Below are 23,918 nucleotides of genomic sequence, written 5' to 3' on the forward strand. Positions count from 1 at the left end.
CGCAGATAAATCATCAAAGCCATTTATAAAAGCAAAAAAACTTCAAGCATCGATAAGATTTGGCTTTTATTTTCAAGCCTAGTGTGCAGATTCAGTATCAAAAACCCAGCGTGAAATTTTAACTATTTCTGCTCGATGTCATTATCTGTCATATCATCTTTGCTAACGTCTGTTTCTTTTTTGCGTTGTTGTTTTCTCTCATCTTCTTTTTTCTGGCGTTTGGCGTTGCGTTTCTTTTTGGCTTTCTTTTTAGATTTTTTGTCATCGACATCATCATCTGTGCCTTGATTTTCATCCCATAACAGTAAACGGCGCAAGACTTTGCCAAATAAAGTGTCTTTACGATAACGGCCTTTTTTGTTCATCGTGTCGATGGGTAAACCTGTCATCAATGTGAGTGCGTCACTTAAGGTATGCACGCCATAAATATGAAATTGGCCTGCTGCAACGGCGGCAATGATGTCGTCACGCAACATTAACTGCTTGACGTTGGCCATTGGTATGACGACTCCTTGTTGCCCTGTCATGCCTTGCTCGCGGCAAGCATCGAAGAAACCGGCAATCTTAGCATTAATACCGCCAACGGCTTGTACCTCTCCCAGCTGATTCATAGAACCAGTAATCGCCAAGGCTTGATTGATAGGAACGTTTGCTAAGGCGGATAACAGCGCACAGCCTTCGCTGACAGTGGCGCTATCGCCGTCGATATGGGCATAGCTTTGCTCGAATGCTAGGGAGGCGCTAAAATTGAGTGCATGATGTTGGCTAAATAATGCCCGCAAGTAGCTGGTCATAATCAGCATGCCTTTGGCGTGTAAGCTGCCGCCCAGATCGACATCACGCTCAATATCTAGGATTTCCCCAGCACCGATATTGGGCTGAATCACAGCAGTGAGACGTGCTGGCATGCCAAACTCGCTATCGGCATAGCTGACGACAGTTAAGGCGTTGACTTGTCCGACGGCCTCACCTTGCGTATTAATCAGCTGCTGGCCTGTTTTTAGCTCATCCCAGTACAAGTCGCGCAAGTAGCCTGAACGCTCAACCATGTCGCTGATGGCTTGGGCAACATGAGAATCGTCAACGATGTTTTTTCCATCCAGGCGTGCATGGCGATTGGACTCATGCAACAGCTTAATAAGACGATCGCTGTGCAGGCTCAGACGGTCTTGGTCTTCGGCTTGCAAGCTTAGATGTTCAAGCAGTGCTGCTTGTGCGCTACTATCAAAAGGATAAAGCTTGGCATAATCGATGATGTCGGCCATTTTGGCAACCAGCGCCAATTCATGCTCGTTGGTGCGAATCACGTCATCATGAAAGTCAGCACGAACCTTGAATACGGCATCAAACTCTGGCTCTAACTCTAACAGCTCATAATATAAATCTGCTTCTCCGAGCAAAATGACTTTAATATCAAGGTCGATCGGTGCCGGTGCTAACGACAAACTGCCTGTTAAGGTGAGCATCTGCTCAAGGCTAGACAGTTTTATTTTGCGTGATTGTAAGGCACGTTTGAGACCTTGCCAAGCATAAGGGTGCTCGAGTAGGTGACTGGCCTCTAAAATTAAGTAACCCCCATTGGCGCGGTGTAGGGCGCCAGCACGTATCATACTGACATCGGTGGTGACGGTACCTAATTGGGTGATTTGCTCAACATGTCCTAGTAAGTTCAAGTGAGTCGGCAAGTCTTCAAAGATGACTGGTGCGCCATCCTCAGGGTCATGACTGACCATGACGTTGACTGCATAGCGGCTAGGAGTGGTCGCCAATACAGCAGTGACAAACTCTTCATCATCGCCATTGACGATATGCGGGGCATGGGTGACCATATCGGCAAATATGGCATCAAGATAAGTAATGACAGGCGGCAGCTTAGAGAACTGCTGACGAATGGGCGCAAATAAAGGCTGTAGCGCGCGGCGGGCAATATTGCGATGTAGGGCTTCTATCGCATCATTGGCCTCATCTTCTAGTTGTTCTAAAGTGATGGTCAGCTGACTCAGACGCTTTTGCATATGGTTCTTTTGAGTGAAATTACTCAGCTCAGACTCGTAATTGCTAGTGCTGTATTCATTATTGTCATTCTGGTCATCATCATTGAAATCGTCTGCAGTAGTACGCGCCGTTTTTTCTGTCGCTGTCTGGCTTTTATGGCTATGGCTGCTAGATGCCTTTGTGTCATCTGTAAACTGCTCGTTTTCTTCTGCAGACAGTTTACTCGGATGTACAAATATCGCTTTATTGTCATGCGAGCGAAAGGTCAGAGCCAAGTCATACTGTTTACCCTCAGCATTTAGGGCGTCATAAGCGAGGCTTTCTTTTTGATGGGTCTCGTTTTTGATGGCTTCAATTTTGCTTTGATACTGATCACTACGAAAGCGCTGGCTTAAGCGTTTTTTGGCCTGCGTCCATAATTCGTTGACTTGCTGCTGTAATAAATGCGCTTGTCCAGCAGGCAAGGATAGTGCCAATGGGGTGCGTGGATCGGTAAAGTTATGCACATAAACCCAGTCATCAGGTGTTGGTGCGTCGCCAGCGATTTTATGTAGTAGGCGACTGATAACGGTACGTTTGCCAAGGCCGTTTTCTCCAGCAGCAAACACATGATAGCCACTAGCATTAATATCTAGTGCCGTGTGTAAGGCTTTGAGCGCGCGCTGCTGCCCAAAGCCAATATCTAAGTCTGGAGCTGTGCGTGTGTCGGTCGGTAAGCTATCGGCATCACTATAACGCTTGAGCTGCTCAGCAGTTATCAGGCAGCGCTGATTGACCTCTGCAAATATCGGATGAGATGATAGGGCATCTTGCTGATCTTTTTCAGCTTGGTTGTTTACTGCTACAGGGTCGTTTTCGGTCACAGTGGTTGCATCGATAGCGTCTGAAGTTTGTGTCATAGGAGCAGTTAGCTGTTCGGTCATAGGCGTAGGTTGTTCATTTTTAAAGTAGAAGAGGTTTTAAGGTAAGTATTTTATAAAACAGATGTTTTGTGAATAGGTATGTTGTCATTGTTTATCTTAATCTATCTTAGGGCATGTCCTCAATTCAAACGAAGGATACCTAAATGGGCTAAAAATGGCTAAATCTTGCCAAACAGCGTTAAATAGCTAGGTAATATCCCGATATTATCTGCGCTATTTTCCTTGTTTGACGGTAATTTATCTCATTTTTATCTCCATTTTTAAATGAGGACACGCCCTAGTTTCCACCATCCATCTTACAAGATGCGGCAGTGTTTTAGACAGATTATTAAAGGCAGTTTTGTATCATATATATATGTGGGTGGTTGAGTCAGTAACTGAGTCAATAACTGATCTAATAGCTTTATTAAAAATAACGAATCCATAGTAAATTTGACCCTATCAATGAAGAATAACGTCTCAATGTCAGTGCAGATAGTATAAGATGGCGGACATTGGCGCAATCTGCAACTATTCAATAGGCAGCCTGCATGATAAAATAGACGGTTCACATGTCAAAACTGGATGATTTGTTGTATGTCAGCTTCCGCTAAAACCGCTTCATCGTCTGCTAGCACGGTTACTGTCAGTATAGATCCTACTGGCTTTGTAAAGCTTGGCACGCAGTTACCAACCTTGGCTAATATCTTGGCGCAGGCAATAGACGAGTTAGGTTTGCCTTTAAGTGAGACGCAGCAGCGTACGCTATTACTATACTTAGACCAGCTTTTATTATGGAATAAAGCGTATAATTTGACCGCCATTACCCATCCAGAAGAAGCGTTGATCAAGCATGTCATCGATTGCTTGGCTATTATACCGCATTTACCGCCTGGGTCGTTGTTAGATATCGGTACAGGTGCTGGGTTGCCAGCCGTTATTGTCGCGATTTGTCAGCCTGAGCGCGCATGTACGGCACTTGATAGCAATCAAAAAAAGATTCGTTTTATTAAGCAGATCAGTAGTGAGCTTGGTTTGACCAACATGCAGCCCATTGCTTCTCGTATTGAAGCGCATGATGCCAGCTATGATGTGGTGACTTCTCGAGCTTTTGCCAGTTTGATAGATTTTGTAGAAGTAGCACAGCCGCGATTGGCAGATAGTGGCCGTTTATGTGCGATGAAAGGCAAAGCGCCTACGGATGAAGAGCTACAAGCACTTGAAGCGGAGTGGCAGATTAAGACCATTAAACTTGACGTACCACGTTTACACGATAGTCGTCATTTGATTGAAATGTCTGACAAAAATGTCTAAGCTATGAGCACGTTTTTAATCATGAAACAGTATATAATCTTGTGAAACATATTTACTGCTAGCATTTATTGAGCGCTGGCACTTAAATAGTAAGTTGCAAGCATCTGATAAGCTGCAAGCATCTAAGTAGTATAGTGTTTCGATAGCGGAGTGCTTTAAGTAGGGCAGTTCTTACAAAATTAATTAAAACTGATTTATAGAACAGACGTTATCGTATAGTCTTTAGCATGAGAGTGTGTTGAACATATTACGAGTAGTCTCTGTCAGAGCCATGGTTGAATGTTGAACACGTTTTAAGAGTTATTAGAGTAAAAACAGTCATAGATCCTAATTAAATTGAGTGAGTGTATGGAAATCATAGCCATTGCGAATCAAAAAGGCGGCGTTGGTAAGACCACGACAGCGGTAAATTTGACCGCCAGTTTGGCTGCCAAGCGCAAGCATGTCCTGCTGATTGACCTAGACCCACAAGGCAATGCGACCAGTGGGACTGGCTTAGATAAAAACGATTTAGAATTAACAATGGCAGATGTCCTACTGGACGGGGTTTCTCTATCTGATGCTACTGTTAAAAGTCCAGCAGGCTTTGATGTCATCGGTGCCAACCGTGAATTGGCAGGCATGGACGTTACCTTGATGGGACAAACCAACAGTCACGAGCTGTTTAAAACGGCAGTAGCGGACTTGGTCAGTGATCAGGTGGCGACTAATAAAGACGCCTATGATTATGTAATTATAGACTGTGCGCCCAGTTTAAACCTGTTAACGATTAATGCGTTGGTTGCCACTGATAGCGTCATTATTCCGATGCAGTGCGAGTACTATGCCTTAGAGGGTTTAGCTGACTTGTCGCAGACCATTGAGCGTCTCACTGAGCTTAATCCTAAGCTGTATATCCGCGGTGTGGTGAGAACTTTGTTTGATGCACGTAATACGCTCGCTCGCGATGTCTCTGCGGAGCTTGAAGCGCATTTTGGCGATATTATGTACAAAACCCACATTCCAAGAAATGTTCGTTTGGCAGAAGCTCCTGCACACGGTCTACCTGTGATTGCTTATGAGAGATGGTCAAAAGGTGCGCGCGCGTATCAAAAGCTAGCAGCTGAAGTGATGAAGCAAAGCAGCTAGACGTGCGCAGCGACGAACGACAACGAATGAGTAGTCAGACAGTAAAGCATTTAATAAGTAAAGATATCAGTAGCTGTATTAGTAAAGAATTATCAACAATCATTGGGCTTTTATTTTAGCGTTAGAGGATAGGTAATCATGGCGAAAAAACGAGGATTGGCTGCCAATCGAGGTTTAGATGCCTTATTAGGGTCAATCAAAAAAGAAAAGCAAATTACCGCCTCTGCTTTGCAAGACGATACGGCTATGCACGGCTCTGAGCTACGTGAGCCTAAATTACGTGATCATAAGTTAAGTGATTCTGACGTGCCAGATAATACTAAGCCTGACACCCAAATAGCTGCTAAGTCTAAAGCCAGCGCTGCCAAAACCAATAAAAAGATCACTGCCGAAACAACGGTTCGAGCGCCGCGTGGCGCCCGTAGTCATGCCAAAACACGTAGCGAAAGCGTCGATGCCAGTATCCCTGAAGATCAAATCAGCTTGGTGCAGATTGCGGTAACGCAGTTGCAAGCGGGTAAGTATCAGCCGCGCCGTGATATGAGCGAGACGGCGTTAGCTGAGCTGGCATCTTCTATTGAGCAGCACGGCGTTATGCAGCCTATTGTCATTCGGCCGCTATTGGCCAGTGAAGATAAAAGCTCAGCAGAGGTGACTCACGAAATCATCGCTGGTGAGCGCCGCTGGCGTGCGGCAAAAATGGCGGGTAAATCAGTCATCCCTGCGATTGAGCGAGCTTTGTCAGATGAGCTGGCCATAGCCTTAGCACTGATTGAAAATATCCAACGTGAAGATTTATCAGTGATTGAGCAGGCGGCTGCTTTACAGCGTTTTCATACGGAATTTGGTATGAGTCACGCCATGATTGCAGAGGTAGTCGGCAAGGCGCGTACCACGGTATCGAATCTCCTACGACTAAATCAGCTGCATGATACGGTCAAGAGACCATTTAGCCAACAGCGCCCTAGATATGGGTCACGCACGCACACTGCTGGCACTATCATCCGAGCAACAGCCCATCATCGCACAAAAAATCATCGATGGCGGCATGACCGTGCGCGAAGCTGAGAAGCTGGTCAAATCAATATTGAATCCTGCCCCCAAAGTTGACCGCACAGAACAAGCACAGTCTCGCGATGCTGAGCGTTTGACGCAGCGTCTCACAGATATGTTAGGGGCTGAGGTGAAGCTTAAGCACAAGAAAGATGGCCAAGGGAGCGTGGAGATATTTTTTCACAATCAAGATGAGCTGTCAGCGTTAATCAAGCATTTAGAAGCGCAGCGCTAATATAATAACCTGCATGGTCATTCTTTAAAGAGCATACTTAGCTTTTAGGCATTTTTCTTGCACTATACTATACGTGATTTTTATTAAGCAATAGTCTTGCTTGTAAGCAGTAGTTATATGTCTTGAGCAGATTGACAATATAAATAAGAGAGTCGTTATGTGGGAGTTGGTAAAGGCTGGCGGTTGGTTGATGATGCCTATCGTCGTCTGTTCAATCGTTGCGCTGATCATCATCATTGAGCGTAGTAGTACCCTACAGTTTGAGAAAATAGTACCTGGTAGATTGCGTGAGCAGCTGATTAATCGCTTGCGTGAAAACGGCGATATCGGTCGCACGCAATTGATGAATGTCAAAGAAAAGACACCGCTGGGTGATATTTTGGCCACTGGCTTACTTTACCGTCATTATGGTTTGGATTCAATGACCATGCACATGCAAAACCGTGCTAGCGTGCAGGTACATCAGCTAGAAAAAAACATCAATATGCTCGGGACAATTGGGGCGATTGCGCCATTGCTTGGCTTGTTAGGGACAGTTTTGGGAATCATATCTTCATTTTTGGCCATCACAGATGGTGCGATGCAAGATCCCACCTTACTGGCAGCAGGCGTCTCACAGGCGTTGATTACCACCGCTGCGGGTATGGTTGTGGCGATACCAGCATTGGTAGCATATCGTTATTTCCAGCGCCGCATTGTCGATATTAATGCTCAGTTTGAAACGGAAGCAGGGCTTATGATTCAAGAGCTTTATGACTATAAGCTGTTGGCAGAGGCGCGCTTACCCTCTATGGATGCAGCGATATCTATAGAAAAAGGCGTAGATTCAGAGAAAAAGGCGTTAAGTGATGCGTTAGATTTCGAACCTGAAAGTATGCATCAGTCAGCGCAAAAAGCAGCCGTCACTACTTCTTAAGTGACTGTCAAACTAAAGTTGCTATAAAATAAAAAGAGCCATGAAACAAAAAGAGCCATGAAAGCTTCTTACTATAAATCTTGTTTTATAAGATTATGTCTATCAGAGATATTGCCATGCGTTTTAGAAAACCTACCGTTGAGCCGCTCGAAATCAATCTGACACCGATGATCGATTGCTTGCTGTTCTTAATTGTGTTTTTACTATTGGCGACCTCATTCAATCATTTTAGCCGCTTAAACATCGTCTTACCAGAAGCTGAAGGGGTGGCAATGACCGAGCAGCTTGAGAATATTGAGGTGGCGGTACAAGAGGACGGTAGTTATCTGGTCAATGGCATCAGTCTGGCTAACAATAATGCGGCTGAGCTGACCAATATGCTAAAGCAAGAAGTGGGTAGTGAGCGTGATATGCTGTTTGTGATTGCGGCTGATGCGAATGCGACGCACCAGTCTGTGGTGCAGGTGATGGATGTGGCTGGTAAAATGGGGTTTATCAACTTAAATATCAGTACGGTGATGCCAATGGGTCAGTCGTTAGCGCAATAAATATTAACCCTACTGATTGTCATTGTTTGTTGTGGCTGTGTATTATCATTAACCCGCTTTTTATGTAGTCGTACCTTCTAACTATTTTATCGATTTACGTTATCGACTGATGTTACCAACTTATCTATTCATACCTGAACTGAGGCTTTTATGGGCCAATCCGATGTAACCAAAACCTCTGATGCGACTGCACAGGCAATGCCACCATCTAAAATTAAGACCTTACTACGATTATTAAGATATCTTAAGCCGTACTGGTGGGCGTTACTATTGACAGTAGTAGGGTTTGCCATTAATGCGGCGACAGAGATTTGGATCGCTAAGATGCTGCAATATATCACTGATGCCATCAATCAGAATGATCGCAGCAAACAAGCTTGGTTTCCCGCTTTGATTATTATGCTGTTTTTTGTGCGCGGAGTTGGTAGCTTCTTGGGTAATTACTTTTCAGCCTTGGTATCGCGTAATCTGGTTTATGAGATTCGGGTACAGGTATTTAACAAACTCCTGCGTTTACCAAGCTCTTTCTATTTAGCCAATCCAGCGGGTACCATCTCATCTAAATTGATTTTTGATGTTGAGCAAGTGACGGCCGCCAGCACTGATTCAATGAAGACATTGCTACGTGATGGCTTGACCGTAATCGCTTTGATTGGATTCTTGCTTTATACCAACTGGCGTTTAACCTTGATCCTATTTTTAGTACTGCCGCCGATATTATGGTTGGTGAATTTTGCTTCTAAGCGCTATTTGAGACTGTCCAAAGGCATTCAAGAAACCATGGGTGATGTCAGTCATATCACCAACGAAGTGATCAGCGGCTATCATGTGGTCAAAAACTATGGTGGTCAAGCGTACGAGTCACAGCGTTTTGACGATGTCTCCAAAAAGAACTTGCGCCAAGGCATGAAGGTCGTGGTGACTAATAGTATCAACACTCCAGCAGTGCAGCTATTGATGGCGATGGCAATGTCGGTGGTGGTATGGCTTGCTCTACGTCCATCAGTGATTGACAGTATCTCAGCAGGTGAGTTTATCTCTTATATTGCAGCGGCAGGGCTGCTCAGTAAGCCCGTACGCTCACTAACGGATGTCAACCAAAAATTGCAGCGAGGCATCGCGGCGGGTGAGTCTATATTTGCCTTGCTAGATGAGCCTGAAGAAAAAGATACTGGCATACTCAGTCCCAAATTATCAGGCGAGATTAAGCTGGATAACGTCAGCCTAGTCTATCCTGATTCGACAGTGGCGTTGCGAGACTTTAGCTTGGATATACGAGCGGGTGAGACAGTAGCCCTAGTTGGACGTAGTGGTGCTGGTAAGTCGTCATTGGTTAACTTATTAACCCGTACGCTCACCACTACCTCAGGGCAGATTACGATAGATGGTGTGCCTATCGAGGATATTACTCTTGAGAGCTTGCGCGCTCAGATTGCGATGGTCAATCAACAAGTGGTACTGTTTAATACCACAGTTTTTAATAACATTGCTTACGGTAGTCTGGCCAACAAGTCACAGGCTGAAGTGGAAGCGGCGGCAAAAGATGCCTTTGCGCATGACTTTATCATGCAGATGTCTCAAGGCTATCAGAGCCAGATCGGTGCTGAGGGTTTGCAGCTATCAGGTGGTCAACGTCAGCGTTTGTCGATTGCGCGTGCTTTATTAAAAGACGCGCCTATTTTGATACTGGATGAGGCGACGAGTGCCCTTGATAACGAGTCAGAGTTCTATATTCAAAAGGCACTCGATAATGTGATGCAAGACCGTACTACTTTAGTGATTGCGCATCGTCTGACGACCATTGAGTCTGCTGATCGCATTGCAGTGCTAGACGCTGGGCAGATTGTTGAGCTTGGTACTCATAGCGAGCTAATGGAAAAACAAGGCCATTATGCACAGATGTATGCCCGTGATTTCAAATAAGTGGCTGATAACAGATGAGTATTGAGACGGCGATCACACGTGCTTGGCAGCGCAAAGCAGCTTGGTTGTGGTTGCTGCTACCTGTCAGTTGGCTGTATGGCGGCTTGATATGGCTGAGGCATCAGGCTTATAAGCTAGGATGGTTTGCAAGCTTTCGCGCACCAGTACCTGTGATGGCAATAGGTAATATCACGGTGGGCGGTAGCGGTAAAACCCCCTTAATCATAACCTTGGTTGATTATTTGCAGCAGCAAGGTATCAAGGTCGGAGTGATCAGTCGTGGCTATGGGGGCGATAGCAGCCAGATGCCAGCATTAGTGACCAAAGAGAGCCTGCCAAGTACAGTAGGCGATGAGCCCTGCTTGATTGTCAATATGACTGCGGTGCCAATGGCCGTATGTCCCAATCGCCAGCAAGCCATTGAAACCTTGCTAGCTGTGCATCCTGATTTGCAGCTGATTATTGCCGATGACGGCTTGCAGCATTACGCTCTGCAACGTGATATAGAATGGATTGTGGTAGATGTCGCGCGTGGCTTTGGCAATCAGCAGTTATTGCCAACAGGGTTTTTACGTGAGCCAATGGCACGTTTGACAGATGCGACGGTTATTTATCATAAAAAACCAGATGTAGAACTAGCATCTGAGCGAAATGAATATTTAGACCAGCATTCAAGTAAGAGTTTGAACATGCAGTTGCAGCCAGATGGTTTGCAACTTTTATTATCCAAGCATGACAGTCACGGGCTAGATGAGATTATTTCATCAGTGGTTACTTCAGCACCTAAAGCAGGTGAGTTAGTACATGCCGTTAGCGGTATTGGCTATCCACAGCGTTTTTTTGCTACGCTCAATACGCTTGGTTTTGAAGTCATCGAGCATCCTTATCCTGACCATCATGATTTTAGTTTGACTGAGCTGCTGCAATATAGTCAGTATCCCATCATTGTGACCAGTAAAGATGCGGTGAAAATAAGAACGATACTACTGAAGACTGCCGCTGAAAAAAATATAAATGATGAGTATCAAGACCTTGTCAGTCGATTATGGGTGTTACCCGTGACTGCCGAGCTATCGAATGCTTGCTATCAGACCTTACAGCAGCAACTAACAAGATTTGGTATTACTATGCCGATATCTGAATCGCTACTTAAGTAAAGTCTGTTTAAATTAATATGTATTACCTGTTTATGATAGGAATCATCTATGTCGACTGCACCAGTATCTGCCAAAACTCATATTGTCATTCCTGCACGCTTCAAAAGCACGCGCCTGCCAGGTAAGCCGCTATTAAGTATCCATGGTAAACCCATGATATTGTGGGTCGCTGAAAAGGCTCAAGCGGCACACTTTGCCGATGATATGTGTATTGCTACCGACGATGAGCGTATTGCTAAGGTCTGCGCTGATGCAGGCTATGAGGTCGTCATGACCAGTGCGACGCATGAGTCAGGCACCGATCGCTTAGCGGAAGTCGCTGCGATAAAGGGCTGGGCGGATGATGATATTATCATCAATATGCAAGGCGATGAGCCGCTGGTACCACCGCTATTATTGAAGCAAGTAAAGACGTTGTTGCTGCAAGATAGCGAGAGCGTCATGGCAACTTTGTACGAGCCTATTGCAGATTATGATACCTTTACGAGACCGTCGGTGGTGAAAGTCGTGAGTGCGACGATTGACAATAAACAACGGGCGCTTTATTTTAGTCGCGCTCCAATTCCTTGTGATCGTGAGGTGGCGCTAGCAGTGGCGGCGGGTAATCTAGACACAGCAGAGCAATTTGCACCAAAAAACGCTTATCGACACTTAGGCTTGTACGCCTATCGTGTCAGCCTATTGCAGCAGTACGTTCACTGGCCACAAACCCCGCTTGAAACGCTGGAAAGTTTAGAGCAACTACGCGTGCTAGAAAATGGCGGCATGATTGCGATCGCCCAAGCCTCTGTTCATCTGCCTGCTGGTGTGGATACTCAAGAAGATTTGGATCGCTTAAATGCGCTGGCGCTGAGTGAGTTTCAAACTGATATACACTGATAAATAGCCCCTAAAACATATAGTAAATTATGAAACAGCAGGCGTGAGCGAAATGGTAGATATAGAAAATACGACAGATATAACAGAGAGTATTTATTTTGCACCACTTTTGCCATGGCAGCAAACACTATGGACACAGCTTACCAAGCGAGTGTCTACACCGCCGCACAATTTGCCGCATGCATTACTTGCCGCTGGCATGCAAGGAATGGGCAAGCGCGCTTTTGTATGGCGCTTGGTCGCTTGGCTGCTATGTCGTAATCGTGACCAGAATCCGCTTGGCGCCTGTGGTAGCTGCGAGAGTTGCCAATGGCTAAAATCTGGCACGCATCCAAGCCTGCAAGTGTTACCTATTGCCAGTATGCCTATTAGTGCTGAAAGTCGAGAAAATAGTGCAGCCTCAGGTCATTCTGGCAAAAAAGCCAAAGCAGATAAAAAATCTGCAAAAGCTGCGAGCAGTGCGGCGCTGACGATAAAAGTAGATGACATTCGCGCGTTGCAACCTTTTATCTATCAAGGTGGGCAGGGCATGCGGATTTGCGTATTGGATCATGCTGAGCAAATGACCATTGCCGCTGCCAATGCCTTGCTAAAAACGTTGGAAGAGCCGCAAGCACAGGTGCATTTGTTTTTAATCAGTGATATGCCAGCCAAGCTGCTACCGACGATTAAGAGCCGCGTCCAGCAATTGCCATTACAGACCATCGTACCTTCTATTGCCCTAGACTATGTCACGCATCAGCTTGGCAGTACGGTCAATCGTGAGGCAGTGAGTCCGACTCAAATAGAGCAGTTACTGCAACTGGCGAATGGTGCGCCGTTAGCAGCGATAGATCTGGCAAAGGCAGCATGGTATAGCAAGCGTGCGCTTTGGTTGACTACTTGGCAGGCACTGCGTAGTGGTAAACGCAGTGCGGTAGCGGCAAGTGACTATTGGCAAACTCAGCTCAGTTTGCCAGATTTTATCAAGCTTACTGAGCTGATGCTGCTTGATATTCGCCGCGTCTGCTTAGGGCTTGTGAGCAGTCAAAACGACATTGACTTATCAGCAGTGTTAGCTTCTTATCCACCAGCCGATAGTGCATTAGAGGCGCTGACAATGGATCTACAACAGATAAAAACCGCGCTGCAGCAAAACGTGCAAGAAAAGTTTGCTTATGATAATCTGATGCAACAGTTAGCGCGGTTGTAAATTAGGTAAAGCACATCTTAATACTAGAAGTGTAATTAAAAGAGTTTCAAAAAACGTATCTGACTACTCTAACTAATAAATCTGAACAAGGAGCTGACTATGGCTATGCAAGGACGTGGCGGGATTCTTACCTGTCACATTGAGGATATCGACAAGCTGTACGCCAGCTACCTATCTTTTGTGGATAATGGCGCTTTGTTTGTGCCTACGAGCCGGAAGCAGGAGCTTGGAGATGAGGTGTTCGTCGCTGTGACTTTACCCAACTCAAGCGAGCGCTTACCCATGAACGGTAAAGTGGTTTGGATCAATCAAAAATCCCAAGCCAATCGTCCAGCAGGGTTTGCCGTGCAGATTGGTACAGATGTGGCTGGTCAAAGAATTAAACATGAGGTCGAGCGCTTATTAGCAGGTAAGATTGATAGTCAGCTAGCGACTTATACGATGTAATACCAAGCCTAAAAAACTCATTAACTGACAGGATGTAGAATCATTCAGATATTTTGAAAGCCACACAATAATGCCAGAATGAATTTTTACTGCTACTTGATCGCATCACGCCTTAGTAACGCGGCGGCACATACATATCGTCAGGAATAGGCTCTCGATAGTACTCATCATCGCGCTTACGATCGGGTAGCTCAACCTCTTCGCGCGGTATTTCTTTATAAGGGATTTGATCGAGTAAGTGGGCGATACAATTTAAGCGCGCGCGTTTTTTGTTGTTGCCTTCAACGACCCACCAAGGGGCTTCTGGGATATGAGTGCGCTCAAACATGGTCTCTTTGGCTTTTGTGTAGTCCTCCCAGCGTCGTCGTGATTGCAAGTCCATGGCTGAGAGCTTCCACTGTTTTAGCGGGTCATGGATTCGGCTCATAAAGCGCGAATGCTGCTCATCATCTGTTATCGAAAACCAATACTTGACCAAGCGAATGCCAGAACGTACCAGCATGCGCTCAAACTCTGGTACTGATTGAAAAAACTCCTCATACTGCGCATCAGTACAAAAACCCATGACCCGCTCAACGCCTACACGGTTATACCAGCTCCGATCAAACAATACGATCTCACCAGCCGCTGGGAGGTGCGCTACATAGCGCTGAAAGTACCACTGTGATTGCTCGCGCTCAGTCGGCGCAGGCAGAGCAGCAACGCGGCAGACACGTGGATTGAGACGTTGCGTGATGCGCTTAATCGCGCCGCCTTTACCTGCTGAGTCGCGGCCTTCGAATATCACGACGATACGCTCACCATGCTCGACCACCCAATCTTGCAGTTTGATCAGCTCCCGCTGCAAACGTAGCAGCTCTTGAAAATAGGTTCGACGATCTATTCTTTCTTGTTCTGTCACCTCAATTCCATCAAACCGAAAGTCGCGCACATAGTCGTCAATCTCGTTTTCCAGCTCTTCATCATAGCTATCGATTAAGTCTTGGTGCATCTTGCGCCGCAGCTCATCATTGAATATCTCTTTGTCCATCCGTCCGATGAAACAGTTCCGCTCAGGCTTGCTAAGTTCGCTATATTCTTGCGGCGTTAAGGACTCAGGATTGGTTGTTGAAGGTATCCTTGACATACTACACTCCTGATATTCAATTTTGCTTTATGTATTATCTACTTTAGCATATCTTGATGTGGAGTCTGTAATAGAGATTAACTGTTCCATATAGTCGGAGCACTTTTAAACCGCTACTGTGTTATCCGCCCTAGAGGTACTTATACTATTCCCAAAAATTAGAGTAACGCGGAAAACTTGTGCAAGTACTACTCCTAGTAGACTTAGCAAGTTTGACAAAGTTAATCGTACTTTTTGGGTTTGGTATTAGTGTACTATCTGCGGTCGGTCGCCTTATAGTGATTTTAAAATTCCTTGACTATAGCTTTTATTATGTAGGGTATTTGGTCTAAATATTGTCGACTATAAATAAAAAAACACCCTTTAATCCTAAGATTAAAGGGTGTCTAATAAGCCAACTAAATCAGCTAACTTCTTGTACTAGCAAGCCAATTATGGTCTCTACAGTGCTTCATAGAGAGGCTTATCTGGAGTGGCTTGCATAGCGGCTTGCATAGAAAGTTACTTCTCTAGAATACAAGTCACACCTTGACCACCAGCAGCACAAATTGAAATCAAAACGCGGCCTGAGCCTTTTTGATCCAGTAGCTTAGCAGCAGTTGCTAAAATACGTCCGCCAGTTGCTGCAAATGGGTGACCAGCAGCCAGTGATGAACCATTGACGTTCAGTTTGCTGCGGTCGATAGAGCCTAGCGGCGCATCAAGACCTAAGCGCTCTTGGCAGAAAGTTTCATCTTCCCAGGCAGCAAGTGTTGATAACACTTGTGAGGCAAAGGCTTCATGAATCTCATAGAAGTCGAAGTCTTGCAAAGTCAGACCTGCACGCTCAAGCATACGTGGTACAGCATAAGCTGGTGCCATGAGTAGGCCTTCTTTGTCGCCGTCTTTACCGATGAAGTCAACCGCAGCAGTCTCCTGATGCACGATGTAGGCAAGCGGCTTAAGTCCACGCTCTTTTGCCCATTCATCTGTACCGAGTAATACACAAGAAGCACCATCAGTTAATGGGGTAGAGTTGGCAGCAGTCATCGTTGGATTGGCGTTGTTTTTGCCGAATACAGGCTTGAGCTTGCCCATTTTTTCGATGGTAGAGTCTGGACGCAAGTTGTTGTCGCGGGTTAGACCTTTATAGGGAGAAATCAAGTCATCGAAGAAGCCTTCATCATAAGCACGCGCTAGGTTTTTATGGCTATTGAATGCCAATTCATCTTGCGCTTCACGGCTGATGTTCCACTCAAGCGCAGTGATGGCTTGATGGTCGCCCATAGATAAACCTGTACGTGGCTCACCGTTTTGTGGTGACTCGATTAAGTCTTTTGGATTAAAGCCCGTTAGTGCTTGCAGGCGTTGCTTATTATTCTTGGCTGCGCCTAGTTTTAGAATGACTTTGCGTAGGCCGTCACCGATAGAGATCGGAGCGTCTGAGGTGGTATCAACACCGCCCGTAATGGCTGAGTCGATGATGCCAAGTGCGATTTTGTTCGCTGCGGTAAAGGTCGCTTGCAAGCCAGTACCACAAGCTTGAGAGACATCATAAGTTGGCGTGTGCGGATCCAAAGCCGTATTAAGAGCGGCTTCACGAGTTAGGTTTAAGTCACGGCTAAGCTTAAGTACGGCGCCTGCGACCACTTCACCCATACGCTCACCTTCTAGGTTGTAACGCTCTACCAAACCGTTAAGCGCAGCTGTCAGCATGTCAGTGTTGCTGGCATCTGAGTATGGGCCGTTTGAACGTGCAAAAGGAATACGGTTAGCACCTAAGATAGCAACGCGATGTTGACCAGCACTCAGTTTAGAGTTATTGGTTTTTTTAGCGGTACGTGTTGTCTTTTTAGCAGCAGTGCTGGTGGTTTTTTTGGTAGCAGTGCTTTTAGTGGTAGCAGTCTTCGTAGCGGCAGCGCTTTTCGTAGATGCAGTGCTTTTAGCAGCAGTCGTTGGTTTTTTTGCGGTCGTATCTTCCATCTTTTTCTCACTCTGTTCATTGGTTTTTGATGCTGGTTTTTTGGTAGCGCTAGCGTCAGTCTCAGTTTCCATAGCGCTCGCTTCTTTGGATTCGTTGATTAACTCATCTTTAAGCTTGGCTTTTTTCTGAGCTTGGCTATCGGTAGTATTATCTTTTGCACTCTCATCAACGATGTCGGTCGCTTTTTTGAGCTCAGCGATTGAGTCATAGTTGTCAGTGTTGTTTTTAGTGCTGCCTTTGGTTTGAGCACTGGCTTGTTTGTTGTCAGTTGCTGCAGCAGTTTTTTTGACAACGGAGCTTTTTACAACTGAGCTTTCAACGATCTGACTGTCTTTTTTGTTACTCATAAAATTATCCTTAAAAAAGAGTGGGTGTAAATGGAGTGATAAAAAGTAGAGGCAAATATGGTGTAAAACAACAATAAGCAAGGTTATGACAAAAAACGAAAATAGTTAAATATTATGATAAGTAAAAAGTATGATAAGTAGAGTAGGACAGGGTATCCACTTATAGAATATTAATGCCTGATGATACTAATTTTTACCATGCCATTATATGACTATAACAAGTTAAATAACGTATGTTAGAAGGTAAGTAAACATTAAATATGTGCACTGGTCAGTATTAATTATTAGTATTGCTTGAACACTTATCTGATAATATATTGTTATCAATGTTTATCTTAGCCATAACTTCTAGGCTTGATTCTAACATAAGCGCAAGTTTTTTTAATAGAGAGAAAGTAACTGACTCGTTTTGTCCCTTTTATTGACAGCTATTGACATATTCATTGGTTATCATGTATATCCTTGACTTTTGGACATGCTTGCACTAGGTGTGTATAGTTGTGACGGCTTGAAGCTTACTTACTAAAGACTAATAATTATTAATAATCGTGGTGACAATGAGCCTTTATAATGGCTGCATTCTTAATAGTTGCACCTATACAGGCATATTAATATAGGAACTAGGCATGTTTATTAAAGGTATGTTAATTAAAGGTACATTCATTTTATAACTATCAATCAATATTTTCATTTACAAGAACAGGAGTATTTTATGTCAGATCGTTATGGTAATTTTGTACAATCTTCTATTGGTAAAAAAGTTGCTAAAAACTTAGGTTTACCGCTACCAGTAACCCTTGATCGCTTTGAGAGCGGTGAGCGTTTGGTACGCGGTAGTGTCTTGGTTGGCTCAGCCACTGGTGATGATAAAAGTGTGAGCCAATCAGTTGCTCGTATTTTGTCCGATTTGCATACTGAAGTTTTTGTGAATAGCAGTGATAGCATCAAAGACGCACTTGCTGATGCAAACATCGACGCCAAAGCCAATACGGGCAGTGAAGATAAGTTCAAAGTGCTGCTGTTTGATGCCAGTAACGTGAGCAATGCAGATGAGCTAAAGCAAGTTTATGAGTTCTTTCATTTTGTCGCGCGCCGCGTGGACAAGTCAGGTCGGGTGATTATCATTGGCCGCCCACCTGAAGAGATTACAGATATCGATACGGCACTAGCTCAGCGTGCGCTTGAAGGGTTTGTGAAGTCTGTTGGTAAAGAGTTCAAACGTGGTATCACCGCGCAATTGATCTATGTCTCAAAAGGTGCTGAGTCAAACCTGGATTCGACGCTGCGTTTCTTTACTTCAGCACGCTCAGCCTATGTATCAGGTCAGGTAGTACGTGTCGGTCAAGGATCGGCTGTAGAAGTAGATTGGACGCAGCCACTGGGCGGCAAAACCATGCTGGTCACTGGCGCAAGCCGCGGTATCGGTGAAGCCATGGCTCGCGTATTGGCTCGTGAAGGCGCGCATGTGATCTGTCTTGACGTGCCGCAGCAGCAAGCTGACCTACAAAAAGTCGCAAGCGAAATCAGTGGTTCGACGTTGATGGTAGATATCACCAGTGATGATGCGGGCGCACAGATTGCAGATGCTGCCGAAAAACGCGGGGGTCTTGATGCTATTATCCATAATGCTGGCGTAACCCGTGATAAGACTTTGGCAAAAATGGATGAGCAGAAGTGGGACATGGTCATCAATATCAACCTTGCCAGTATCGCTAAGATCAACCGCTACTTACTTGACAATAACGTCCTAAAGAATGATGCGCGCATCGTTTGTGTCTCGTCAATCTCAGGTATCGCAGGCAACCTAGGTCAAACCAACTATGCGACCTCTAAAGCTGGCGTGATTGGATTGGTCGATGCGACTGCCAAGCAGTTGGCAGACAATGACAAAGGCATGACGATTAATGCGGTTGCTCCAGGGTTCATCGAAACTCAGATGACAGAAGCGATTCCATTTGCCATTCGTGAAGCGGGTCGCCGTATGAACTCAATGAGCCAAGGTGGATTACCTGTCGACGTGGCTGAAACCATTGCTTGGTTAGCTTCTCCTGCATCCGGCGGCCTCAATGGCAATATAGTACGTGTCTGTGGTCAAAGCTTGCTCGGTGCTTAATAGTAGTTTTTTATAACTAAGAATCTGATATTATTGGTGTTTATTTAAATTAATCACAAATACTTACCAAAAAATATCAATTGACAGTGAAAAAGCTGCCCAAGGGCGGCTTTTTTATGATAAAAACACAGCAACAATACGCTCAACCAGTGTTTACAACTTTTGTATTCAGCCATCCTGTCGATTATAATGATCATTTTAGGTCAAGTTGTTAAGCTTGCTGAGAGCTGTAAGAGATACGCAATGGCTCAATAGTTGGGCTAAAAATACTTTGTTTAAGCCCCACACTTAGGATTGATTTATGTCAGATAAACATTATGATGCGTTGCCAAAAGCGCATACCACTTACGCTAATATTATCAAAAGCTTGTTGCCTATCGGTGATAATGCCAAAGTCGGTAAAGATGAATTACCGCAAGCGACTTATTATGTAAATGATTTGCACATTGATCAGAGTAACCTCAAAGACTATCGAAAAATCTGTGGTTTTGCTGACAATGGTAAAGTGCCTATTACCTATTTTTCGGTGCTATCGCAGGCGTTACAAATGAATATGATGGTCAAAGAGCCGTTTCCATTTGCGATGTTAGGTTTGGTGCATGTCGATAACAGTGTCACTCAGTATCGTCCTATCGGTGAGCGTGAGACGGTCAGTATGTCGGTGGCATTTGATAATCTGCGTGACCATGCGCAAGGTCAGCAGTTTGATTTTGTGACTACCATCAAGTCTCAAGACGAGACTATTTGGCAAGGAACCTCGACTTATTTGGCTCGCGGCAAAAAGCCTGATACTAAGAAAGGTGCTAAGAGTAAGCCGCGTCCTGTAACGGTCAAGCCGATTCCTGATGCTGATGGGGTACATAGCGTCTTTGAAGTACCAGAAGATATCGGCCGTCGCTATGCCTTTATTTCAGGGGATTTTAATCTCATTCATTTACACTCATTATCAGCACGAGCGTTTGGTTTCCCTAAAGCCATTGCTCATGGTATGTGGTCCAAAGCGAAATGCTTGGCGATGATGGGGGATTTGCCTGATGCTTGCAGCGTTGAGGTTTCTTTCAAGCTACCGATTTTCTTGCCAGCGGAAGTGGAGCTGATAGCAGAGCCAGTCGTTAAGCTTGAGACGCCAGAGGATGTTTGTCATTTTGGCTTGTATAGTTCCAAAAACGATAAGCCGCATCTAGCGGGTGATATCAAGCTGCTTGCAGACGACGCATAAAAACTGCTACAAGCTGTATAAAGTTCAGCTATCAGTACGATAGCTGAATTCTAAATGGCTCCTAATCAACCCACTCCCCTTAATATTATTACTTTTAAAATTATGACCATGACACAATACACTCATTCTGAATCGACCACTAATGACGCTGCCAACAACGACGCGGATAACGGTATCGATCTTGCCAACTCTTTAGATCCTTATTTCCGTCCTGACAATCAAACCATCGTTTGCGGTGCGCTTGATGATGAAAAGATAGCTGCCTTAGCAAAAGCAGGGGTTGAGCTCGTCATCAACTTGCAGCCTGATGAAGAGCTTAGTTTTGATGAAGCGGCAGCAGTGAGGCAGGCAGGTATGTATTACGAGCAGCTTCCAATAGGCGGTGCAGATGATTTAAAGCAGCTCAAGATATTGGCGTTTGATAATATATTGCGTCAATACCATGGCAAAAAAGTTGCCATGCACTGTGGATCTGGCAATCGTGCTGGAGCGGCAATGGCATTGCGCGCAGGTTGGTTACGTGGGCGTAAGATGGATACTGCGATGGAGCGTGGGCGCAGTCATGGGTTGGATGATAGCCTTGAGCAAGAAGTGCATAATCGACTATTAGTGCCGCGTTAAAAAATAGTCGTATCGGTCACTAAAAAAAGTATATAGTTTAAAAACGGGCGACCAGTTGGTGGCCTGTTTTATTATCCGCAGTTCCAATATTTGAATGTTCGACAGACCATAATAACGAATGGAGCCACAATGACAGACAACAATGATAAAAAAAGTCATCAACAGCGTAGTTTTATTAATGCTGAAATCCAACAGAAATTGCAACAGTTACTGACTGACTTGCAGCTAGATGATGCGCCCGCGGGCGGTTCATTGGTTGTTTATCAAGCGGGTAACTGCATCGCAAAGGCAAGTGTGGGTATGGCGCAGGCGGATAAGCCTTGGCAGTCAGATACGCTGTCTATTAATTTTTCGACTGGTAAAGGCGTGCTCGCGACGTTGGTGCATGTATTAGTGTCAAACGGCTTGCTTGACTATGATAAGCCGATCGCTGATTACTGGCCAGCATTTGCCAATAATGGCAAAGCAGACATCACGCTACGTGCTGTGCTGTCGCATCAAGCCAACTTATTTGCGCTTAATTCTATCGATGCTGATAGCGAAACCTTTCTTGATTGGGAGGCGATGCTAGCAAAAGTCGCAGCCATGCCAATCACTGAGCCTGATAATGCAGTTGCTTATGATTCTTCCTATAGTGCCTTGGTATATGGCTGGATAGTTGGGGGCCTGATAGAAGCTGTCACTGATATGTCGCTTGCTGATGCGTTACAGCGTTATTTGACAGAGCCGTTAGGCATCGCTGATAGCTGCTATTTTGGAGTGCCAGATAATAAAGTAGATGAGGTTGCCAAACTGGTCAAAGATTTTGAGACGTCAAAAGCAGACAGTGGCCAATTGCGTAGCAAACGCCATAAGCCGACCTTAAAGCCGGACTCTGAGCAGACATTGGCTACTTATGCCAGCTTGCTAAGTTATCAGCGTTGGCAACAGCTTGCCAGTACCGACAGCAGTCTTGAGTCGGCTAACGAGAGGCTAAGCGCCAATAAAATCAATCGCTTATATTTTGATCATGCTGCTATCAATGCCAGCAACTATAGAGCGGCACTGGTACCTGCTAACAAGCAGCCTATTGATTATCATGACAAGCTGACCATGCAGGCCGTGATTCCTGCTGCTAATGGTGTCGCTTCTGCCCAAGCGTTGGCAAGGGTGTATGCGCTACTCGCTAACGGCGGCACATGGCAAGGACAAACGCTCATTGATGCAGCGACATTTGCGCAACTAGCGACGCCACAGGTGAGTGGTCGAGATGCCGTCATGCCTGCGCATATGAATTGGCGTTTGGGTTATCATCGATTATTTAGTGTTTGTGCTGATACGGAAGCGGGTTTTGGGCATATGGGCTATAACGGCTCGGTCGCTTGGTGTGACCCTGCACGGCAGCTATCCTTTGCCTTTGTGCATAATTTTGATGTGACTATGCTCAATGATATTAGGCAGTTTGCATTGAGCGAAGCAGTGTTAGGTTTAATTGATAATGATACTTTTAAATAGCTATCAAATATGCTCTAACAATAACTTTCCCCACGCACTTCAATCAGCGGGCTTGATTCAAATTACTTTTTAGCGGGCGTCATTTTCAACAACCATGGCGCACTTATACCGTGAACAAAGATAGAAACTAAGATGACAATAGAGCACACTGTCCATAGTTTGATAGCATCGTCATCGTGGAAAAAGCCTTGATTCAGTGCGTAGGATAAATAATACAGGGTACCTATACCGCGAATACCTAAGGCAGAGATAGCGTATTTTTCGGTATGGTGCATGTCAAGTCCTGATAGGGCAATAATGCCGCCTATTGGACGTATTAATAATAAAAAAGCAAAACTGACCGCGTAGACCTTCCATGTCAGCTCAATGTCCGACTGCAAGCCTTGTCCTATAAAGATGCCAAAAGCTACCAACACTAATGACATCAACAGCCCTTCGGACTGCTCTGCAAAATCATGCAACTCTTGGTGATAGCTGTGTTCATGTTCTGAACGACGAAATACAAACGCTGCTACAAACACAGCGATAAAGCCATAACCTTGTATATACTCCGTTATCCCGTAAGCAAGTAGGGTAAGCGCAATCACCACATAACCTTGAGATAACGAGGTCTCGCTAGTATATTTAGAGAATACTAGTTTTGCTAAAACCTTCCCCACGACTATGCCAGTGACCACGCCAGCACCAATTTGCCACAGTACATCGTGCGTAAACCAAGACCATAATAACTCCCCAGTGAAACCTTTTCCTTCACTATACGCTTCAGCTATTTTGATTGCTAAATATACAAAGGGAAATGCCAGTCCGTCATTGAGTCCTGCCTCTGAGGTTAAGGTAAAACGTGGTGTATCTTCACCGCCCGTATTGGGTGGCCCTACTTGAATACTTGCTGCTAGTACCGGATCAGTAGGAGCCAATACTGCTCCTAGTAAGATGGCAGCACCTACACTTAATCCAAACGCGTAATAGCCCAAAAAAGCCATAGCAAAAATACTAATGGGCATAGTAACGAGTAAAAGCCGCGCAGTAGGACGCCATAGTTGCCAAGATAACGGGGTGTCGATTTTGATGCCTGCGCCAACTAACGATACTAACACCACGATTTCAGTCAGCTTTTCGATAGCTAAGCCATCTTCTAACGGTTTTAAAAACGTTAAATCTGTCCACCAATAGCCCAGCATCATGCCAAAACTAACTTGTAGCATAGGTAAAGAGATAGGCGCGCGCTTAAAAACAACAGGGAATAATGCCCCGAGCAAAAATGCTATGCCACCAATCAATAACAATAAATTATAATTTTCAATCATAAGGTTTGTGCATGCCACTGAGACCATCTAAAACTTTTT

The 23,918-nt window shown here is 45.0% G+C and carries 19 protein-coding genes; 15 read left to right on the forward strand and 4 right to left on the reverse strand.

What is annotated here, in order from left to right; translation table 11 throughout:
- Positions 1-122 precede the first annotated feature (122 nt).
- Positions 123-2,918, reverse strand: a complete 2,796-nt coding sequence (locus JMY01_RS03895; protein ID WP_201574308.1) for an ATP-binding protein — start codon at positions 2,916-2,918, stop codon at positions 123-125.
- Between the two features lie 576 nt (positions 2,919-3,494).
- Here JMY01_RS03895 and rsmG point away from each other — a divergent pair.
- The 11 genes from rsmG to JMY01_RS03945 all read left to right on the forward strand — a co-directional run bounded on the left by rsmG (position 3,495) and on the right by JMY01_RS03945 (position 13,689).
- The gene (gene rsmG / locus JMY01_RS03900) at positions 3,495-4,211 is read left to right on the forward strand and encodes a 16S rRNA (guanine(527)-N(7))-methyltransferase RsmG (protein WP_201574309.1); all 717 of its coding nucleotides are present in this window, start codon (positions 3,495-3,497) and stop codon (positions 4,209-4,211) included.
- 348 nt (positions 4,212-4,559) lie between these two features.
- Positions 4,560-5,339: a ParA family protein gene (locus JMY01_RS03905; protein ID WP_201574310.1), complete on the forward strand. Its 780-nt coding sequence runs from the start codon at positions 4,560-4,562 to the stop codon at positions 5,337-5,339.
- Between the two features lie 138 nt (positions 5,340-5,477).
- Positions 5,478-6,407, forward strand: a complete 930-nt coding sequence (locus JMY01_RS03910) for a ParB/RepB/Spo0J family partition protein (RefSeq protein ID WP_374220344.1) — start codon at positions 5,478-5,480, stop codon at positions 6,405-6,407.
- On the forward strand, positions 6,310-6,627 hold the full coding sequence (locus JMY01_RS14415) for a hypothetical protein (RefSeq protein ID WP_374220345.1): 318 nt from the start codon (positions 6,310-6,312) through the stop codon (positions 6,625-6,627). The genes JMY01_RS03910 and JMY01_RS14415 overlap by 98 nt, the downstream gene beginning before the upstream one ends.
- A gap of 157 nt (positions 6,628-6,784) precedes the next feature.
- Entirely contained in the window at positions 6,785-7,543 is a 759-nt protein-coding gene (locus JMY01_RS03915; protein WP_227677654.1) for a MotA/TolQ/ExbB proton channel family protein, read from the forward strand.
- Between the two features lie 116 nt (positions 7,544-7,659).
- Positions 7,660-8,091, forward strand: a complete 432-nt coding sequence (locus JMY01_RS03920; RefSeq protein WP_201577176.1) for a biopolymer transporter ExbD — start codon at positions 7,660-7,662, stop codon at positions 8,089-8,091.
- Between the two features lie 198 nt (positions 8,092-8,289).
- A complete protein-coding gene (msbA, locus tag JMY01_RS03925) occupies positions 8,290-10,014 on the forward strand; it encodes a lipid A export permease/ATP-binding protein MsbA (protein WP_201577179.1) in 1,725 nt (574 codons plus the stop codon).
- Between the two features lie 14 nt (positions 10,015-10,028).
- A complete protein-coding gene (gene lpxK, locus JMY01_RS03930; RefSeq protein ID WP_201574311.1) occupies positions 10,029-11,171 on the forward strand; it encodes a tetraacyldisaccharide 4'-kinase in 1,143 nt (380 codons plus the stop codon).
- 48 nt (positions 11,172-11,219) lie between these two features.
- Positions 11,220-12,050 carry a 3-deoxy-manno-octulosonate cytidylyltransferase gene (kdsB, locus tag JMY01_RS03935; RefSeq protein ID WP_201574312.1) on the forward strand — a complete coding sequence of 277 codons (831 nt, stop codon included), beginning with the start codon at positions 11,220-11,222 and terminating at the stop codon, positions 12,048-12,050.
- Between the two features lie 52 nt (positions 12,051-12,102).
- Positions 12,103-13,242, forward strand: a complete 1,140-nt coding sequence (locus JMY01_RS03940) for a DNA polymerase III subunit delta' (RefSeq protein ID WP_201574313.1) — start codon at positions 12,103-12,105, stop codon at positions 13,240-13,242.
- Positions 13,243-13,341: 99 nt separating this feature from the next.
- Complete coding sequence (locus tag JMY01_RS03945) at positions 13,342-13,689, forward strand: PilZ domain-containing protein (protein WP_201574314.1); 348 nt, start codon at positions 13,342-13,344, stop codon at positions 13,687-13,689.
- A 112-nt stretch (positions 13,690-13,801) separates the two neighbouring features.
- Here JMY01_RS03945 and ppk2 read toward each other — a convergent pair whose 3' ends face one another.
- Positions 13,802-14,815, reverse strand: a complete 1,014-nt coding sequence (ppk2, locus tag JMY01_RS03950) for a polyphosphate kinase 2 (protein ID WP_265089835.1) — start codon at positions 14,813-14,815, stop codon at positions 13,802-13,804.
- Positions 14,816-15,316: 501 nt separating this feature from the next.
- Positions 15,317-16,849, reverse strand: coding sequence for an acetyl-CoA C-acetyltransferase (locus JMY01_RS03955; RefSeq protein WP_201577182.1), 1,533 nt, complete (start codon positions 16,847-16,849; stop codon positions 15,317-15,319).
- 988 nt (positions 16,850-17,837) lie between these two features.
- Between JMY01_RS03955 and JMY01_RS03960 the strand changes: the two genes are divergently transcribed.
- The 4 genes from JMY01_RS03960 (at position 17,838) to JMY01_RS03975 (ending at position 22,572) form a co-directional block, all read left to right on the forward strand.
- Positions 17,838-19,238 (forward strand): 3-oxoacyl-ACP reductase, encoded by a 1,401-nt coding sequence (locus JMY01_RS03960; protein ID WP_201574315.1) that lies wholly within the window; start codon positions 17,838-17,840, stop codon positions 19,236-19,238.
- Between the two features lie 301 nt (positions 19,239-19,539).
- Positions 19,540-20,457: a MaoC/PaaZ C-terminal domain-containing protein gene (locus JMY01_RS03965; protein ID WP_201574316.1), complete on the forward strand. Its 918-nt coding sequence runs from the start codon at positions 19,540-19,542 to the stop codon at positions 20,455-20,457.
- Between the two features lie 108 nt (positions 20,458-20,565).
- On the forward strand, positions 20,566-21,078 hold the full coding sequence (locus JMY01_RS03970; protein WP_201574317.1) for a beta-lactamase hydrolase domain-containing protein: 513 nt from the start codon (positions 20,566-20,568) through the stop codon (positions 21,076-21,078).
- A gap of 129 nt (positions 21,079-21,207) precedes the next feature.
- Positions 21,208-22,572 carry a serine hydrolase gene (locus tag JMY01_RS03975; protein WP_201574318.1) on the forward strand — a complete coding sequence of 455 codons (1,365 nt, stop codon included), beginning with the start codon at positions 21,208-21,210 and terminating at the stop codon, positions 22,570-22,572.
- A gap of 62 nt (positions 22,573-22,634) precedes the next feature.
- Here JMY01_RS03975 and JMY01_RS03980 read toward each other — a convergent pair whose 3' ends face one another.
- Entirely contained in the window at positions 22,635-23,879 is a 1,245-nt protein-coding gene (locus JMY01_RS03980) for a sodium:proton antiporter (protein ID WP_201574319.1), read from the reverse strand.
- Between the last annotated feature and the right edge of the window lie 39 nt (positions 23,880-23,918).

Origin of the sequence: Psychrobacter sp. H8-1 (assembly GCF_904846575.1) — a bacterium.
GTDB lineage: Bacteria > Pseudomonadota > Gammaproteobacteria > Pseudomonadales > Moraxellaceae > Psychrobacter > Psychrobacter fulvigenes.

Excerpts from the sequence above, each read along its gene's own strand:
- JMY01_RS03895 (WP_201574308.1), bottom strand. The coding sequence starts at position 2,918 with ATGACCGAACAGCTAACTGCTCCTATGACACAAACTTCAGACGCTATC.
- rsmG (WP_201574309.1), top strand. The coding sequence starts at position 3,495 with ATGTCAGCTTCCGCTAAAACCGCTTCATCGTCTGCTAGCACGGTTACT.
- JMY01_RS03905 (WP_201574310.1), top strand. The coding sequence starts at position 4,560 with ATGGAAATCATAGCCATTGCGAATCAAAAAGGCGGCGTTGGTAAGACC.
- JMY01_RS03910 (WP_374220344.1), top strand. The coding sequence starts at position 5,478 with ATGGCGAAAAAACGAGGATTGGCTGCCAATCGAGGTTTAGATGCCTTA.
- JMY01_RS14415 (WP_374220345.1), top strand. The coding sequence starts at position 6,310 with ATGGGTCACGCACGCACACTGCTGGCACTATCATCCGAGCAACAGCCC.
- JMY01_RS03915 (WP_227677654.1), top strand. The coding sequence starts at position 6,785 with ATGTGGGAGTTGGTAAAGGCTGGCGGTTGGTTGATGATGCCTATCGTC.
- JMY01_RS03920 (WP_201577176.1), top strand. The coding sequence starts at position 7,660 with ATGCGTTTTAGAAAACCTACCGTTGAGCCGCTCGAAATCAATCTGACA.
- msbA (WP_201577179.1), top strand. The coding sequence starts at position 8,290 with ATGCCACCATCTAAAATTAAGACCTTACTACGATTATTAAGATATCTT.
- lpxK (WP_201574311.1), top strand. The coding sequence starts at position 10,029 with ATGAGTATTGAGACGGCGATCACACGTGCTTGGCAGCGCAAAGCAGCT.
- kdsB (WP_201574312.1), top strand. The coding sequence starts at position 11,220 with ATGTCGACTGCACCAGTATCTGCCAAAACTCATATTGTCATTCCTGCA.
- JMY01_RS03940 (WP_201574313.1), top strand. The coding sequence starts at position 12,103 with ATGGTAGATATAGAAAATACGACAGATATAACAGAGAGTATTTATTTT.
- JMY01_RS03945 (WP_201574314.1), top strand. The coding sequence starts at position 13,342 with ATGGCTATGCAAGGACGTGGCGGGATTCTTACCTGTCACATTGAGGAT.
- ppk2 (WP_265089835.1), bottom strand. The coding sequence starts at position 14,815 with ATGTCAAGGATACCTTCAACAACCAATCCTGAGTCCTTAACGCCGCAA.
- JMY01_RS03955 (WP_201577182.1), bottom strand. The coding sequence starts at position 16,849 with ATGGAAACTGAGACTGACGCTAGCGCTACCAAAAAACCAGCATCAAAA.
- JMY01_RS03960 (WP_201574315.1), top strand. The coding sequence starts at position 17,838 with ATGTCAGATCGTTATGGTAATTTTGTACAATCTTCTATTGGTAAAAAA.
- JMY01_RS03965 (WP_201574316.1), top strand. The coding sequence starts at position 19,540 with ATGTCAGATAAACATTATGATGCGTTGCCAAAAGCGCATACCACTTAC.
- JMY01_RS03970 (WP_201574317.1), top strand. The coding sequence starts at position 20,566 with ATGACACAATACACTCATTCTGAATCGACCACTAATGACGCTGCCAAC.
- JMY01_RS03975 (WP_201574318.1), top strand. The coding sequence starts at position 21,208 with ATGACAGACAACAATGATAAAAAAAGTCATCAACAGCGTAGTTTTATT.
- JMY01_RS03980 (WP_201574319.1), bottom strand. The coding sequence starts at position 23,879 with ATGATTGAAAATTATAATTTATTGTTATTGATTGGTGGCATAGCATTT.